The sequence below is a fragment of the Bradyrhizobium sp. HKCCYLRH3059 genome (assembly GCF_051168035.1).
Lineage (GTDB): Bacteria > Pseudomonadota > Alphaproteobacteria > Rhizobiales > Xanthobacteraceae > Bradyrhizobium.
Map to the genome: position 1 here is coordinate 294,625 of NZ_JBNPUF010000002.1, position 15,153 is coordinate 309,777.

General features: G+C 66.2%; 15 protein-coding genes. 8 read left to right on the forward strand and 7 right to left on the reverse strand.

Features of this window, described 5'->3' with window-relative positions; genetic code table 11:
• Window positions 1–23: 23 nt before the first annotated feature.
• Window positions 24–455, reverse strand: coding sequence for a hypothetical protein (locus ACQR13_RS08280; protein WP_409998611.1), 432 nt, complete (start codon window positions 453–455; stop codon window positions 24–26).
• Between the two features lie 176 nt (window positions 456–631).
• On the reverse strand, window positions 632–973 hold the full coding sequence (locus ACQR13_RS08285) for a hypothetical protein (RefSeq protein ID WP_434843470.1): 342 nt from the start codon (window positions 971–973) through the stop codon (window positions 632–634).
• A gap of 290 nt (window positions 974–1,263) precedes the next feature.
• Between ACQR13_RS08285 and ACQR13_RS08290 the strand changes: the two genes are divergently transcribed.
• On the forward strand, window positions 1,264–1,809 hold the full coding sequence (locus tag ACQR13_RS08290; RefSeq protein ID WP_315714649.1) for a tetratricopeptide repeat protein: 546 nt from the start codon (window positions 1,264–1,266) through the stop codon (window positions 1,807–1,809).
• 145 nt (window positions 1,810–1,954) lie between these two features.
• Entirely contained in the window at window positions 1,955–3,343 is a 1,389-nt protein-coding gene (locus ACQR13_RS08295; protein WP_316225266.1) for a serine hydrolase domain-containing protein, read from the forward strand.
• Between the two features lie 17 nt (window positions 3,344–3,360).
• On the opposite strand, the gene ACQR13_RS08300 is transcribed toward ACQR13_RS08295, so the two are convergent.
• A complete protein-coding gene (locus tag ACQR13_RS08300; RefSeq protein ID WP_434843471.1) occupies window positions 3,361–4,953 on the reverse strand; it encodes a S10 family peptidase in 1,593 nt (530 codons plus the stop codon).
• 233 nt (window positions 4,954–5,186) lie between these two features.
• Here ACQR13_RS08300 and ACQR13_RS08305 point away from each other — a divergent pair, with 233 nt between their 5' ends.
• The 5 genes from ACQR13_RS08305 (at window position 5,187) to ACQR13_RS08325 (ending at window position 10,356) form a co-directional block, all read left to right on the forward strand.
• A complete protein-coding gene (locus ACQR13_RS08305; protein WP_315714652.1) occupies window positions 5,187–5,870 on the forward strand; it encodes a hypothetical protein in 684 nt (227 codons plus the stop codon).
• A gap of 18 nt (window positions 5,871–5,888) precedes the next feature.
• A complete protein-coding gene (locus ACQR13_RS08310; RefSeq protein WP_434843472.1) occupies window positions 5,889–8,036 on the forward strand; it encodes a CHASE2 domain-containing protein in 2,148 nt (715 codons plus the stop codon).
• A 161-nt stretch (window positions 8,037–8,197) separates the two neighbouring features.
• Window positions 8,198–8,977 carry an NAD kinase gene (locus ACQR13_RS08315; protein WP_315714654.1) on the forward strand — a complete coding sequence of 260 codons (780 nt, stop codon included), beginning with the start codon at window positions 8,198–8,200 and terminating at the stop codon, window positions 8,975–8,977.
• 124 nt (window positions 8,978–9,101) lie between these two features.
• Window positions 9,102–9,647, forward strand: coding sequence for a response regulator (locus ACQR13_RS08320; protein WP_172107934.1), 546 nt, complete (start codon window positions 9,102–9,104; stop codon window positions 9,645–9,647).
• A gap of 124 nt (window positions 9,648–9,771) precedes the next feature.
• Window positions 9,772–10,356 (forward strand): Hpt domain-containing protein, encoded by a 585-nt coding sequence (locus ACQR13_RS08325; RefSeq protein WP_434843473.1) that lies wholly within the window; start codon window positions 9,772–9,774, stop codon window positions 10,354–10,356.
• Window positions 10,357–10,626: 270 nt separating this feature from the next.
• On the opposite strand, the gene ACQR13_RS08330 is transcribed toward ACQR13_RS08325, so the two are convergent.
• The 4 genes from ACQR13_RS08330 to folE form a co-directional block, all read right to left on the reverse strand.
• Window positions 10,627–11,802: a DUF2336 domain-containing protein gene (locus tag ACQR13_RS08330; protein WP_315714656.1), complete on the reverse strand. Its 1,176-nt coding sequence runs from the start codon at window positions 11,800–11,802 to the stop codon at window positions 10,627–10,629.
• A 288-nt stretch (window positions 11,803–12,090) separates the two neighbouring features.
• On the reverse strand, window positions 12,091–13,116 hold the full coding sequence (locus tag ACQR13_RS08335) for a lytic transglycosylase domain-containing protein (protein ID WP_316170242.1): 1,026 nt from the start codon (window positions 13,114–13,116) through the stop codon (window positions 12,091–12,093).
• Between the two features lie 149 nt (window positions 13,117–13,265).
• Window positions 13,266–13,694 carry a phosphoribosyl-AMP cyclohydrolase gene (gene hisI, locus ACQR13_RS08340; protein WP_315749472.1) on the reverse strand — a complete coding sequence of 143 codons (429 nt, stop codon included), beginning with the start codon at window positions 13,692–13,694 and terminating at the stop codon, window positions 13,266–13,268.
• A 29-nt stretch (window positions 13,695–13,723) separates the two neighbouring features.
• Window positions 13,724–14,431, reverse strand: a complete 708-nt coding sequence (gene folE / locus ACQR13_RS08345) for a GTP cyclohydrolase I FolE (protein WP_315714660.1) — start codon at window positions 14,429–14,431, stop codon at window positions 13,724–13,726.
• 226 nt (window positions 14,432–14,657) lie between these two features.
• Here folE and ACQR13_RS08350 point away from each other — a divergent pair, with 226 nt between their 5' ends.
• Window positions 14,658–15,119 carry an iron-sulfur cluster assembly scaffold protein gene (locus tag ACQR13_RS08350; RefSeq protein ID WP_315826211.1) on the forward strand — a complete coding sequence of 154 codons (462 nt, stop codon included), beginning with the start codon at window positions 14,658–14,660 and terminating at the stop codon, window positions 15,117–15,119.
• The last annotated feature ends 34 nt before the right edge of the window (window positions 15,120–15,153 follow it).

Genomic DNA, 15,153 nt, shown 5'->3' on the forward strand with positions numbered 1-15,153 from the left:
CCGGGACCTGAAAACGCCGCGGCCTAGCGCGTGAGGCCGGCCAGCTCCGGGAATGGCGCGTAAGTCGACCCGGCACAGAGCTCGCCGGCATCCTCGACCAGACGGTCGAACCGGCCGTCGACGAACACCGCCGCGCGCTCCTGCGCCGGACGGTAGCTGCCGTCGGACTCGCGCGCCGCATAGCGGAGGCAGCTCACATAGCGCAGCCGGCCACCGACCGTCCGTTGCACCGGCTCCGCCATGACGCCGTCGCGCACCCCGACCGGATTGTTCAGGTAGGTCCTGAGATAGGACAGGATCTCGCTGCGGTGGTTGGCTGGAAACGGCTGGCTGCCGACACCACGATCGCCGGTGTAGGAGATGCCGCGATTGTCCTCGCTCATGAACGCGGCAGGACCTCCGCTGGCGCACCCCGCCAACAGCAGCGCCAGCGCGGTTGCCGGCCACCAGCTCATTCTCCCCATCCCCAGGCGCCCAACTCTTGAAAGCCAATCCCGGGGCCGTTCTAGCTCAAAGCCAGAGGCCGGGAAATCCGTCCCGGCTCACGCCTTCGTCAAGCCGCTGCCGCCGGAGCGCTCTGGCGCGCCCCGGCGGTCAACGACCAGATCGGCTCTGCGTGGCCTTGGCTAGATCAGCCGCGGCGGGTCGCCGGCGTCACGCGCTTGAAGCTCACCTTGTTGTGATGGCTGAGATGCGCCACGTGGCGATGCTTGTGGCGGACAAGCGAGGCATGCGGCTTGGTCTTCGTCTTGCCGACGGTGGGCTTCATCTCGTTCGCCTTGTCGCCGGCCTGCGTCGCGCCCGGCTTGGTGGCGTTGGTCTTGGCCGCATCGGTCTTGCTCACATCGGTCTTCGCGGTGCCAGTGGTCTGGCTGAACTTCGCGGACGTATCGGTTTTTGCAGCACCAGCAGCGAACGCGGGCGCAGTCAGGATCGACGCGGCGAGCAGCGCAACAGACATTGACTTCAGCATGGTCGTCTCCGTGATGTGAAGATCTGGAGGCACCATCCAGTCTGGATGGGCTCGTGATCATGGAGACGACGATAGGGAACCGGCACTGAACCCACCCTGAAGTAAAGCGCTGTTTTCGGTTCATGGACATGAAGGGATAGTCATCGAGGTGACTGGTCTGTCATCATGTCGTCCGTATAATGCACCGATCGCGGCGCAAAATCCGCGCAAATGGCCGGGAATATTTCGCAGCTGCGGGAGTTCTTCCCCGTACGCAGTCACCTGTTGGATCGACAACTCGGGAGATACGAATGAAAAAGTCTGCGCTCAGGATTGCCACGCTGGCTCTGTTCTCGATGGCCGTGGCCTCCGGGCCGCTGCTTCTGTCGAAGGCCTATGCCGCGGGCAGCGATACCCCGTCGTCGCCGCCGGCGTCGGATTCGGGCAAGAAGAAGAAGGACAAGAGCTCGAGCATCGAAGATCCGAAGTTCCTGGCGGCCTATCGCACGGCCTATACCTCGATCTATGATCGCGGCGACTACGCCACCGCGATCCAGCAGCTCAAGGCGCTGAACCGCGAGGACGTCGCCGACGTTGCCAATCTGATCGGCTACTCCTACCGCAAGCTCGGCAACTACCAGGCCTCCAAGCAGTACTACGAGCAGGCCCTGGCGGATGATCCGAACCACGTGCGCACCTGGCAGTACTACGGCCTGTGGCAGCTCGAACAGGGCAACCGCGAGCAGGCCAAGTACCACCTCGACAAGGTCGCGCAGCTCGCCGGCACCAACAGCCCCGAATATCGCTCGCTGGCCGACGCGCTCGAGAAGCAGCCGGGCACCGGCCTCGTCTACTGACGACGCGATCGGACCAGCTCCGATCTCGACAGTGGCGCAACCCGAAAGGGTTGCGCCATTTTCGTTTGTCCGCTGTCGTTGATCCGCTATGGATGAAACCTCGTGCAGACGATTTTCATCAGATTTTTGAATGGGAGATTGCCTCGTGGAGTCCTGGCTTGGCGCAGCACTCGATTACATCAGGGATTGGCTGGCCTTTCAGGTCGCGGTCTCCGAGCAACCCGGCTGCATTATTGCGATCGCCCATCGCGGTGAGATCGTGCTGGAGGCGGCCTTCGGGCACGCCAATCTCGACAGCGGCGAGAAGCTGACGCCGCGGCACCGCTTCCGTATCGCTTCGCACACCAAGGCGTTCACCGCCGCCGCCATCATGCGCCTGCGCGAGCAGAAGCGGTTGAAGCTCGACGACACCGTCGGACAGTACGTCGAGGATCTGCATCCGGATGTCGCCGCGGCCACACTGAACCAGCTGCTGTCGCACACGGCAGGCCTGATCCGTGACGGCAAGGATTCCGGCCAGTTCACGGATGGCCGGTCATATCTCGACAAGGACGAACTGCTGGCCGAGCTGAAGCAGCCGCCGGCGATCGATCCCAACAGCCGGTTCAAATATTCCAACCATGGCTACGGCCTGCTCGGCCTGGTCATCGAGGCGATCACCGGCGAGCCCTACCCGGCCTGGCTGCAGCGCGAGGTCATGACGCCCCTGGCCTTGCGAGAAAGCGCGCCCGACATGACGCTGCTCGGCAAGAGTGTCCCGTTCGCGCGCGGCCATTCACGCGTCGTCCCCGTGGGCCGCCGCGTCGTGATTCCCGGCGACAATCCGACCAACGCGATCATGCCGGCAGCGGGCATCGTCGCGACCGCGGCCGACACCGCCCGCTTCTTCGCCCAGCTTGCCCCGAACGCGAAGAAGAGCCTGCTGTCGGTCGCGAGCCGGCGCGAGATGGTGCGCCGGCAATGGCGCGTGCCCCAGGACGTCGAAGAGGCCTATTACGGCCTGGCGCTCATGAGCGGGACAACGGCCGGCTTCGACTGGTTCGGCCATGGCGGCGGCTTCCAGGGCTACATCTCGCGGACGTCGGTCATTCCCGCCCGCGACATCACGATCACCGTGCTGACCAATGCCGTCGACGGCTGGGCACCCGGCTGGGCCAATGGCGTCAAGTTCATCCTGCAGGCCTTCGCCACCCACGGCGCGCCGTCGCGCAAGACGCGCGACTGGACCGGCCGCTGGTGGACGCTGTGGGGCGCCGTCGATCTCGTCCCGTTTGGTGACAAGGTCATGGTCGCCAATCCGGTATTCATCAACCCGTTCCTCGATGCCGCCCGCATCGAGGTGACCGGACGCGACACCGGGCGCATCGTGCACGCGGCCGGCTATGCCAGCCATGGTGAGGCGGTGCGGCGCGTGCGCACCAAGTCCGGCGTCAGCGAGATCTGGCTCGCCGGCGCACGGGTGCGGCCGGAGCGCGTGGTGAAGGCCGAGATGGAGCGGAAATATCCCAAGGGCCGGCGCAAGAAAGACTCATAGCCCGGGTGTCGCTGCACTCATCGGGCCTCCTCCCTGCCCTCCTTCATCAACGCCTCGGCCTCGCCGCGGAAGGCTTTGCGCGCATCGTCGCGGGAATAGAACATGTGGCCGCCCGGATAGACCACGAGCTTGACCCGCGGCGGCCGCGCGAAGGCCGGCAATTGGTCGAGCAGGATCTTCGAGCCGTAATATGGCGTGGCGAGATCGAACAGGCCGTGGCCGACCAGGAGTTTGAGCTTGGGATCGAGCGCGAGAATCTGCCGGAGTTCGCCGGTGGACTCCGGCGGGTTGGTGCCCTTTCCGAAATCCCATGACCGGTTCACCGCCCCGCTCAACAGCTCATAGGAGCCGTCGGGGTGCCAGTTCAGCTTGCGTGTCGTCAGCTCGACCGCGGCGCTGGTCAACGGCGCGGTGAGCACGTCCCCGGATGGATCGGAGCTGCGCGAGCGGCTCGAATCCGGATAGGGATCGATGCCCAGCACCGAGCCGTCATAGCGCCCGGTGATGCGGCCGTTCTTGCGGTCGAACTCACGGCGAAACTCCGAGACGTCGAAGCGGCCGGCCAGCCTGCGGCTGACCACCTGGTCGATGCCGGTCAGGGTCGCGACCCTGTCGGCGAGCCGATTGGTGGCTTCCGTATCGGCCTCGCCCTTGACGAGATCGAGCAGGAAGTCGCCGCTGGCGTAACGCTCGACATCGGCAAGATCGGCGCGGGTCACCGGCCCCTTCATCTGCTTCGCGACGGCCGCATAGCTCGGCAGGCTCGCGACATATTGCATCAGGCTCGAGCCGGAATAGTCGCGAAAGTCCATCAGCGGCGACAGCAGGATCAGGCCGCTGATGCCGATGCCCTGGTCATGCTGCAGGTTGTTGACGATCTTCGGACCGCGAATGCCGCCATAGCTCTCGGCCGTGATGAATTTGGGCGATGCGAGACGGTCGTGCTTCTCCAGCCAGCGACGCACCACGAGCGACAGCGAACGCACGTCGCCGTCGACCGAGAAGAACCGTTTGCGCACCTCGTCGCCGGTTGCGACGAAACGGCTGTAGCCGGTCCCGACGGGATCAATGAACACCAGATCGGTAAAGTCGAGCCAGGTGTCTGCATTCGGCATCAGCTCCAGCTTCGACGACGGCGTCACGCTGGCCGCGTCGATTCCGATCCGCCACGGACCGGCATTGCCGAGCTGCAGATAGGCGGACGAGGCACCCGGCCCGCCGTTGAAGAAGAAGGTCACCGGGCGGCTGGCGCGGTCGGCGCCATCGAGCTGATACGAAGTGTAGGCGATGTCGGCCTGCGGCTCGCTCTTGTCGTCGAACAGGCGGATCGAACCGGCAGTCGCCGTGAACGACAGCGTGCGGCCGGGCAGTTCGAGCTTCTGTGTCGTGGTAGAGTCCGGCGGCAGCTTGTGCTGCTCGGCGGTCGATGCTGAGCCGGGCGGGCTCGCGGCGCGATTTCCGGCCGAGCCGGTGCGATGCGAGCCCGGCGCTGCGGCGTCGTGCGCCGCCGGTGGCGCATCCTCGGCGTGCAGGGCCGGGCCGGCGAGCAGTGCCGTCAAGGCGAAAGCCATCAGTCTCGGCCACGCGACGGATGATCTCATCCCTGCCATCAGCTCACTCCCCTAGGCGCTTGGCGCAACACGCCACCTCTGCAAGGGCATGAACCGCGGCTTGGAAGCAAGCTCAAGCAACTCTTCCGTGATCCAAGTCACATCCGCACCAGTGCCTGTTCCCCTCAGGTGTGTTATGGGCTCGAACCTCTCCATCGCCTCCGACGTCCCATCACTGGGACACCCAGGTTTGGGGCAAGAGGCCGCCGCCGATTGCGATCACGGAGTTCATCATGAAGTTGCCGACGCTCATCATCGCAGCCCTCTCCGGGCTCGCCGGACCGGCCGTGATCGGATCGCCGGCAGCCTGGGCCGGTCCGCCGGCGGCGCTGGTCGAGGACGTCCAGGGTGATGTGGCCGGCGCCGAGCTGATGGACTATGTCGCGCCCGGCCAGGTGATCAAGCTCGGCCCGGATGGCGCCGTGGTGATGAGCTACCTCAAATCGTGCCGGCGCGAGACGGTCAACGGCGCCGGCAGTGTCACCGTCGGCCCCGGCGAAAGCACGGTCGACGGCGCGACGCTCAAGAGCGACATCGTCAATTGCGACGCCAGCCATGCACAGGCCACCTCGCGCGAGACCAGCGAGGTCGCGGCCACGATCGTGCGCAGCGTTGGACCGGACAGCGCGCCGGTGGCGCAGGCGATCATCTACAGCGCGTCACCCATCTTCGAGGCCAAAGGGCGCGGCACGCTGACCGTCGAACGCCTCGACCAGCCCGGCGAGCGCCAGCAGGTCGAGCTCTCGGGCCGGCAATACAAGGGACGATTCTACGATTTCGCCGGCACCAGTCACCCGCTCACGCCCGGCGGCACCTATGTCGCGAGCTTCAGCAACTTGCGCATCGTGTTCAAGGTCGACGCACAGGCCAAGGCGGGCCCCGGCCCTGCGGTCGGGCGATTGATCCGGTTCAACTGAGACCGAAGGCTCTCGTCGGTGGCGATCGGACGCCGGACGCGCGACGCGCTTGCCGTCATCGCCATCGCGCTGGCGTGCGCGGGCCTGTTCGTGTCGCCCCTCTTCGAGCGCGGCCGCGGCCTGTCGCTGGATGCGCTGACATGGCTGCGCTTCGAGACCTTCGGCAACCGTCACGATGCAGCAGCGAGTCCGGCGGTGGTGATCGCGGTCGACGAGGAGAGCTATCAGGCGCCCCCCTTCAAGGGCGCGCCGCTGTTGACCTGGACCGGCGAGATCGGGCGCGTGCTGACGGCCGTCCTCGACGGCGGCGCCAAGGTGGTCGGTTTCGACATCGTGTTCCAGACTTCGATCGAGCAGTCGGAGATTCCGCTCGGCGACAGCACTCTCGGCGAGAAGACGCGCGGCTTCGATCGCGACTTCCTGCGTGCGCTCGCGGCCGCGGCCGCCGGCGGCAAGGTGGTGCTGGGCGAGATCTTTGCCGAGCCGCCGATCCTGCCCGCGCCCGGCCAGCGCATCGCGGTGCGTCAGCAGCAGAACCTTCGTCCGCTCAACACCTATACCGACAGCGACGATGTCGTCCGCCGCCATCCGCTGACGCTGTCGGTCGACGGCAAGGCCGTTCCGAGCATGGCGCTGGAATTGGCGGGGCGCGCAACCGGCACCGCGCCGGTCATTGCCGCCGATGGCGTCACACTCGGTGCGTACGAGGTGCCCGGCAGCGTGCCGAGCACCATGACCCTGAATTTCGCCGGCGGCGCCCAGGACATTCCGACCTATTCGTTTGCCGACTTGCGCGCCTGCGCGCTCAAGGGCGACAAGGACTATTTTCGCCGCGAGTTCGCCGGCAAGGTCGTCCTGCTCGGCACCGTCGGGATCGAGGATCGGCGGCTCACCTCGAAGCGCTTCGCAACCCGCGCCGAGGGCGCGCGGCGGCCGCGCTGCGTTCTGGACGAGCGCAGGATCTCCGAGACGTTCGCCCGCAGCACCATTGCCGGCGTCTACATCCACGCCACGGCGGTGAACAATCTGGTTCGGCAGGACGCGGTCACCGAGCTCGGACGCCCAGCGATCTTCGCCATCGCCGCAACCATCGCCCTGCTGGCTGCGCTGCTCGCCCGATTGCTGCGCCCCGCCTCTGCAGCGGCAATCCTGGCAGGGCTCGCGCTGCTCTACACCGCGCTCGCCACCATCCTCTTCGACCATGCCTACGGGCTGCCCTTGACGGAGCCGCTCGCAGCCGGTGTGCTCGCGCTGGCTGCGACCACCGGCTATCGTTTCATGGTCACCGACAAGGACCGCAGGCTGCTGCAGAAGAGCTTCGCCTATTACCTCGCACCGCACGAGATCGACCGCATGCTCGCCTCGCGCCGGCTGCCGCAGCTCGGCGGCGAGACCCGCGAGGTCACCGTGTTCTTCTCCGACATCGAGGGCTTCTCGCGCCTCGCCGAGCAGATGACGCCGGAGCAGCTCATGGCGCTCACCAACGAATATCTCTCGGCCATGACCGACGTCATCGAAAGCCACGACGGCTATGTCGACAAATACATCGGCGACTCCGTGGTCGCCGTGTTCGGCGCTCCGCTCGACGATCCCGACCATGCGCGCAGCGCGGCGCGTGCGGCGCTCGACTGCAAGGCGAAGCTCGCCGAGCTCAACCATTCGTCGACGGCGTTCCAGGGCATCAAGGTGGCACAGCGCATCGGCATCAACAGCGGCGCCGCGCTGGTCGGCAATTTCGGCTCGCAACGCCGCTTCAACTACTCCGTCATGAGCGACGCCGTGAACGTGGCCTCGCGGCTGGAGGGCGCCAACAAATTCTACGGCACCACGATCATCGCCTCGGAGAGCACGGTGGCGCTCGCCGGCACCGAGTTTGCCTGGCGCGAGCTCGACACCATCCGGGTCAAGGGCCGCGAGCAGTCACTGAAGATCTACGAGCTGCATGGCCGCGCAGCCGAGCTCACGCCGGAGGAACAGACCCTCCTCACCAGCTATGCCACAGGCCTTGCGCACTGGCGCGCCGGCGAGCTGCCGCAAGCGGTCGACTGCTTCGCGCACAGCGCACTGAGCGATCGGCCAAGCCACTTCTTCGCCGAACGCGTGAAAGCAAGCTTGGCGACCGGGTCCCTGGCCTGGGACCCCGTGCGCAGCCTGCAGGAAAAATGACGCCACGATGACTTCCGTGCGTGCGCGCACGTCCGGGCCATATCAGCCTCATCCCGGCCCCATTGCCCCAGGATACCGGCCGCGATGGACAAGCACGGGCAAGGTCGGCTAGACGACACGGCGCCTGTCACCGGCCAACTGACCAGCGAGCCCTGCGACGCATGACCACGTCCAAGCGATATGAGCGGATCGCCTTCGTCGCGAGTCCGAGTGCCGAAGCCCAGGCCGCCCTGACGCAGCTCTCCGCGCTGTACGGCAACTCCGATCCGGACCTGGCGGACGTCGTGGTCGCGCTCGGCGGCGATGGCCTGATGCTGCAGACGCTGCACGACCACATGCGCTCGGGCAAGCCGATCTACGGCATGCATCGCGGCACGGTCGGCTTCCTGATGAACGAGTTCAGCACGATCGATCTGCACGGACGGCTCGAAGCGGCCCAGGAATCGGTGATCCATCCGCTGCTGATGCGGGCGACCGATGCCGCGGGCGTCGTTCACATCCACCACGCCATCAACGAGGTCTACCTGTTCCGACAGACGGCACAGACGGCGCGGCTGCGCATCCTGATCGATGAGCGCGAGCGCATGCCGGAGCTGATCGCCGACGGCGTGCTCGTCGCCACGCCCGCAGGCTCCACCGCCTATAACCTCTCGGTGCAGGGCCCGATCCTGCCGATCAACGCCGCGCTGCTGGCGCTGACGCCGATCAGCGCGTTCCGGCCGCGTCGCTGGCGCGGCGCCCTGCTGCCGAACACGGCCTATGTGATCATCGAGGTGCTCGAAGGCGACAAGCGGCCGGTCGCGGCGGTGGCCGACCATGACGAGGTCCGCAACGTCCAGCGGGTCGAGGTGCTCTCCGACAAGACGATCTCGATGCGGATGCTGTTCGACGCCGGCCACAGCCTGGAAGAGCGGATCCTGAGCGAGCAGTTCGGCTACTGACATCGGGCGGTTTTCCGCGCCTTTTTGCTCCGTGGCCGCCCTGCGCAACGCTTTGTTAACCCGCGGCTCCGTATGGTTAATGCGGGTATACCGCCATCACCGGTGATCCCTTCGGGCCGGCCAAATGTACCGCATCGACTTCAACAAGCTGCGCTTTCTCGTCTGCGACGACAACCCGCACATGCGCCGCATCCTGCGCACGCTGCTGCATTCGTTCGGCGCCCGCGAGGTCAACGAGGCCGAGGACGGCGCGACCGCACTCGAGATGTATACTCATTTCTCGCCGGATATCGTCATCACCGACTGGGCAATGCCGATCTTCGACGGCCTCGAGCTCGCGCAGATGATCCGGCAGCCGGAAGCCAAGGGCAATCCCTACGCGCCGATCATCATGCTGACGGGACATTCGGAGAAGCGCCGCGTCACCGTCGCGCGCGACGCCGGCGTCACGGAATTCCTCGCCAAGCCGATCTCGGCCAAGGGCCTGTATCAGCGCATCCTCAACGTGGTCGCCAATCCGCGGCCCTTCATCAAGACCAAGACCTATTTCGGCCCGGACCGGCGCCGCAACACCAACACCGCCTATATCGGGCCGGAGCGCCGGATCGGCGGCGAGGCGGAGATCTTCCAGCAGCCGTCACTTCTGGATAAAGCGCGCTCCGCAGTTTAGGGGCGCGGCAGTGAGCCCGCGTTAACGCAATCGGGGGATCGGCGCCCAGCGCGCCAAGGTCCTCGGCTATGAATCGGGGAAGTGAGTCGATTTGCGTTGGTCGGCATCATCAGGGGATATCGAGATGGCGAAAGACAAGGCCCCGGCGGTCCAGGTCAAGACCTACGCCTCGCATCACGTCATCACCCAGCCCAATCCGCTGAAGAAGGTGCTGCGCCGCGCCGAGGAGAAGGATCTCGACGATCCGATCGCACGCGCGGAAGCCGCGCTGGCCGAGCTGTCCGGCGAGTTCAAATCGTGGATGGACACCGAGGCCGATCGTCTGACCAAGGCCTATGCAGCAGTGCTCAGGACCGGCTTCGACGACGACGCCTGCGAGGAGATGTTTCGCGCCGCCCACGACATCAAGGGCGACGCAGCGACCTTCGGCTATCCCGCCGCTGCCGAGGTTGCCGATAGCCTGTGCCGGATCATCGAGCACGCGCCCGACCTCGAAAAGGTCCCCGCCGAGCTGTTCGAGCATCACGTCAACGCCATCCAGGCGATCGTGCATGATCATACGAAGTATGACAGCGCGACGGTCGCAGGCGAATTGAGCCGCCGGCTGCGCCGCGTGGCGGACGACTATCTGATCCAGGTCAACCGCAACCGGCCTGAGCATCTCGAAGCGATCCTGGCGCCGAGCCTCGTGCCGAGCGATCAGCCATAGGCCGGCTGGCCGCTCACTATCCATTCATTCCATCGCAGGATCGTTGGCCACCATCCATCCTGGCGTCATTTCGGGGCATCGCGCAGCGATGAGCCCGGAATCCATCGCCATAGAATGGAATGTGAGGCGCGCGAGCGGTGACAGCTTGCCTCGGCACGTTGCCCTGTGGTTATGGATTCCGGGCTCGCGCTTCGCGCGCCCCGGAATGACGGGCGGAGAGATGTCGGCCTTGATCTGCTGAGGAATCCGCGGACGAACAGGCGAGCTGCGCTAGGCCGCGATCAGTCCGAACTCCAGCCCGGCGACGAAATCCTCCGCCATCACCTCGTCGCAGAACTCGCGGGCCTCGTCGCGTGCGGATTCGGTGGCGAAGCGCCGCAGCAGGATCAAGAGCGGCGCGGCCGCGTCGCGGTCGGTGGCGCAATGGGTGAGCACGCGCTCCACCATCTTGCGACGCAGGATCGCTGCTCCGCTCAGGGTGTCGGCAAAGCCGTTCTCGCGGCAGACCTCGAGCGCGATGCTGAACGCGTCGAAGGTGGTGTCGGGAATGCCGGCCTTGCGCAGCAGCCCCTGCAGGCTGGCGCGACCGCGATCGTTGAGCAGCGCTGACACCCGCGCCCGCGGCATGTCGGCGAGCTCCGATAGCGCGATCTCGAACAATTCGACGTTGCCGGAGAGAAGCGCGCGCAGGATCAGGCCCGCGGTGAGTTGCGAGGTTGCGCGCAGATGCTGGACCAGCCCGCGCAGCTCCTCGCCGCGCGAGCGCGCCGCGATGGTGATGGTCGAGCGGTCGCGCGCCTCATTGGTGATGCGCCCTGCCCTGTCGGCGCTGAGCCAGTTCCTGGCGACGACGAACTGCGCCAGCGTCTCGGACAGCTTGTCGACCAGCGCCGCGCGCGTCGCGGCCGGCAGGTCGTCCAGCACCAGCATCGCTTCGCGGATGGCGGCGAGGTGGCCGTGGCGCTCGACGATGCGGTCCCAGGAGAACGGCGCGAGCTCGGCATAGGCATTCTCGATCAGCTCGAGCGCGGCGGCGGCGCTGCCGACCTCGGCGATCGCGGCGCACACCGGCGCGGGCAGGCCGACGCGGCGCGCGATCGCGCATTGCGTGTCGGAGTTGCCGGTCGCGACGATGTCGACGAGGTCGGCATCGATCAAGAGCGGCGAATGTTCGAGGATGATGGCGGCCACGGAAGCCTGGTCCGTGGCGAGCGCCTGGACGATGGCGGCCGGCGCCTCCTCCGAGCGGGCGAACACCTCCGCCATCGCCTGCCGCACCAGCGGCGACGGATCGTCCAGCAGCATGAGGAGCGCGCCCTCCGCGGCGCCGCGATCCTCATCGCAAAGATCCGACAACAGCCACGCCCGCGCGAGCGCCCTGGTGGCCTCTGCCCGCTCACCGGCGGGTGCGGTTCTGACCCAACTGAGAAACTGCCGAACGATCATGGTCTTTCCGGCTTACGCAACTTGCAGACAAAGGCCACGAGGGCCTCAACAGCACCGAAAATAAACCACGACGCTTAACAAAGCGTTCACCATAAGTGGCTGGTTTTGTTGATGTTTTGTTAAGGCGGCAGGTTGTTTACATACTATGTTACCACTCAACGCCGCATTTGGCCGTAATCCGACGGGGGAAATGCGACCGCCGCCAGCGGCGCGAGCCGCGGCGGGACTTCAAAATAGTTCTTTTTGATCAATGGTTCAGCGACGAGCGCGACCGCCTTCGCCGGTGCATCAGCCCGAGAAGGTGCCGTGCGGATCGCTGAACAGGTCGAGCCTGCGCTGACCATTGCCGCTGGCATCGATACTGCCGCTCTCCGACGGGGTCGCGCTGGCAACCGATGAATGGCCCCATAGCTCGCGCACGGTCGGCGAGACCGCCTGGCTCGACTGGCCGTCAACCTGGAATAGCGAACGAAACATCGGATCTGCCGGCCGGTTGACCGCCGACGCATCGGCCGTCGTCGAGGAGCCGGACCGGGATGAGCCGCGCGCATCCGGAAACATCGACAGGAAGGTTGCGGTGTCGGTGGTCGGCAGCGCGCCGCCGCCGGCCGCATTGGCCGCGACATTCGTCCCACCATAGAGTGCAAGCGCGCCCCGGGTGGCCGACGAATTGGCGGCGCCTGCATAGCGCGTGTTCAGGACCGCATAGACCTGGGACACGCTGCGGGCTTGTCCGTCGCGATCGTAGAAGATCGGCCGGTTGGCCGCGGCGGCGCTGGGAAACATCCGCGCGGCCGACGCATTCGGCGTCTCCTGGGTGCTGGTGATCAGCTTCGCGGCGCCGCCGACACCCATGAAGTGCGCCATGTAGAGCTCGGCATCGGTCGGCCGGCGGCCGATCTTGCCGGCGAGCTGGAAGCTGTTCGATTGCGTGAGCGCAGCCGCCATCGCGGACGACGCCTGCGGGTCGTCGCGCAGCTTCATGATCGCCTGCCGCATGGCGGGATCGCTGACGGTGTAGTCGCCCGACGGTGTCCGGGTGATTGCGTCGGCATATTGGCCATAGCCGAGATCGGCGCCGGCTTCCTTCACCGTGCCGAGCCAGGTCTGGTCGATGAACTGGTAGAGCCCGCGCGCTGATGACGTCGAGGCGCCGGCGGTCGGATTGAAGTCGGACTCCATCTTGGCGGTCGACAGCAGATATTCGAAGCTGGTGCCGACGCTGTCAGCGGCCTGCTTGATCGCGCCTGCGACCTTCGCCCGGACGCCATCGAGGAAACCGGTTGACGAGGAGTTGGATGCGTCGACCGACATGGGAAGACCCGCTGTTTGCAGATTCGCTGGCAGACGAACGCGCCGGAAACGTCCGGCAAAATGCGGCGGGTATGGTTAATGGCGAGTTAATTCGCCGGGCCCGGCCGGGCCAATGAACGACCGGACAGGCCCGGAGGCAGGTCGCTGGCCTACTTGCGATAGACCTCGGCCGGATCGAACAGCCGGTCAGCATCGACGAAGACGAGCCGCGCACCGCTGCCGTCATCCGATCGCTCGACCTTGCGATAGAAGCAGGAATGGCGGCCGGTGTGGCACGCCGCGCCGGCCTGCTCGACGCGCAGCCAGACCGCGTCCTGGTCGCAATCGGTGCGCATCTCGACCACGCGCTGGGTCTGGCCCGAGCTCTCCCCCTTGCGCCACAACGCATTGCGCGAGCGGCTGAAATACCAGGCTTCGCCGGTCGCCACCGTCTTGCGCAGGGCCTCCTCGTTCATGTGGGCGACCATCAGCACGTCGCCGCTCACGGCATCGGTCGTCACACAGGTGACGAGGCCGGCCGCGTCGAACTTGGGCAGGAAGGCCAAGCCCTCCTCGCGCTCAACTGAGGATGAAGACACGAAACTCTCTGCTCAACGGGTTGGCAGGCTTACCGTTGCGGCGACCGCACCATGGACAGGAAGCGCGACTGCTCGGCCGGATTGTCCCTGAACATGCCGGTGAAGCGGCTGGTGAAGGTGATGGCGCCGTGCTTGGCGACGCCCCGCACCGACATGCAGGTGTGCTCGGCCTCGATCATGACGGCGACTCCGCGCGGCTTCAGCACCTCGTCGATCGCAGCCGCGATCTGGGCGGTGAGATGCTCCTGGGTCTGCAGGCGGCGGGCGAAGATGTCGGTCAGGCGCGCCAGCTTGGACAGGCCGACCACCCGCTCGACCGGCGTATAGGCGATATGCGCGCGGCCGTAGAAGGGCATCATGTGATGCTCGCATTGCGACGTGAACTCGATGTCGCGAATCAGCACGAAGTCGTCATAGCCGGCGGTCTCGCCGAAGGTGCGGTCGAGCACCTCGGCCGGGCACTGGTGATAGCCCTGGTACAATTCATCATAGGCCTCGACGACCCGGCGCGGCGTGTCGACCAGCCCCTCGCGGGTCGGATCCTCGCCGATGTAATTCAGGAGCGTGTAAACCGCGGCCTCGGCTTCCGCGCGCGACGGCCGTGGCCGATCCGGCCGCACGGCGGCGGCGAGAAAATCGGCAGGATCGAGCTCTGCAGCGCGGGGGTCAGTCAGCTTGGCGTCTAACGGCTTGCCCTCGGGCTTGTTCGCGCGCAACGTCTTGATCAAAGTGTCCATCTCAACTCCGTTCGACCGGTCGGCGGTCCGACCGGAGTGTCACCGGCACAGCATCACCTTGAGGGCGTCACCTGCAGAGGTGCCACACGCAGGCTGGCGCCTCTCGCGCCGGACGCCTGTGGATGTGGCTGGAATTCCTGCCAATCGTTCCCATATACTCGCAATATAGGGCGATGAAACCCGGCCGCCAAGGCCGCCACGCCGGTAATTCCGGGACGTCAGGCACATGCTGAACGACATCTACAACAAGCGCATCATCGAGCTGGCCGGCAACATTCCGCGGCTCGGACGGCTGGACCACCCGGACGCCACCGCCACCGCCCATTCCAAGCTGTGCGGCTCGACCGTCAAGGTCGACCTCAAGATGGACGGGCCCGTGGTGACCGACTTCGCCCACGACGTGAAGGCCTGCGCCCTCGGCCAGGCCTCCTCCTCGATCATGGCCCGCCACGTCATCGGTTCCAGCGCCGCGGAGCTGCGCGAGCTGCGGGAGACGGTGAGAAGGATGCTGAAGGAGAACGGTGCGCCGCCGGAAGGCAAATGGGCCGACATCGCCCTGCTCGAGCCGGTGCGCGACTACAAGGCCCGCCACGCCTCCACGATGCTGACGTTCGATGCCGTGGTGGACGCGATCGGCCAGATCGAGGCCAAAGCCAACGGCGAGCAGCCGGCCGCGGCCCAGGGCTGAGGCGGCATCATTCCCCCGCACGTCGAAATCACAT

Excerpts from the sequence above, each read along its gene's own strand:
- ACQR13_RS08330 (WP_315714656.1), bottom strand. The coding sequence starts at position 11,802 with ATGATCGTTCGGCAGTTTCTCAGTTGGGTCAGAACCGCACCCGCCGGT.
- ACQR13_RS08280 (WP_409998611.1), bottom strand. The coding sequence starts at position 455 with ATGAGCTGGTGGCCGGCAACCGCGCTGGCGCTGCTGTTGGCGGGGTGC.
- ACQR13_RS08325 (WP_434843473.1), top strand. The coding sequence starts at position 9,772 with ATGGCGAAAGACAAGGCCCCGGCGGTCCAGGTCAAGACCTACGCCTCG.
- ACQR13_RS08335 (WP_316170242.1), bottom strand. The coding sequence starts at position 13,116 with ATGTCGGTCGACGCATCCAACTCCTCGTCAACCGGTTTCCTCGATGGC.
- ACQR13_RS08305 (WP_315714652.1), top strand. The coding sequence starts at position 5,187 with ATGAAGTTGCCGACGCTCATCATCGCAGCCCTCTCCGGGCTCGCCGGA.
- ACQR13_RS08285 (WP_434843470.1), bottom strand. The coding sequence starts at position 973 with ATGCTGAAGTCAATGTCTGTTGCGCTGCTCGCCGCGTCGATCCTGACT.
- ACQR13_RS08350 (WP_315826211.1), top strand. The coding sequence starts at position 14,658 with ATGCTGAACGACATCTACAACAAGCGCATCATCGAGCTGGCCGGCAAC.
- ACQR13_RS08315 (WP_315714654.1), top strand. The coding sequence starts at position 8,198 with ATGACCACGTCCAAGCGATATGAGCGGATCGCCTTCGTCGCGAGTCCG.
- ACQR13_RS08320 (WP_172107934.1), top strand. The coding sequence starts at position 9,102 with ATGTACCGCATCGACTTCAACAAGCTGCGCTTTCTCGTCTGCGACGAC.
- ACQR13_RS08300 (WP_434843471.1), bottom strand. The coding sequence starts at position 4,953 with ATGGCAGGGATGAGATCATCCGTCGCGTGGCCGAGACTGATGGCTTTC.
- ACQR13_RS08290 (WP_315714649.1), top strand. The coding sequence starts at position 1,264 with ATGAAAAAGTCTGCGCTCAGGATTGCCACGCTGGCTCTGTTCTCGATG.
- folE (WP_315714660.1), bottom strand. The coding sequence starts at position 14,431 with ATGGACACTTTGATCAAGACGTTGCGCGCGAACAAGCCCGAGGGCAAG.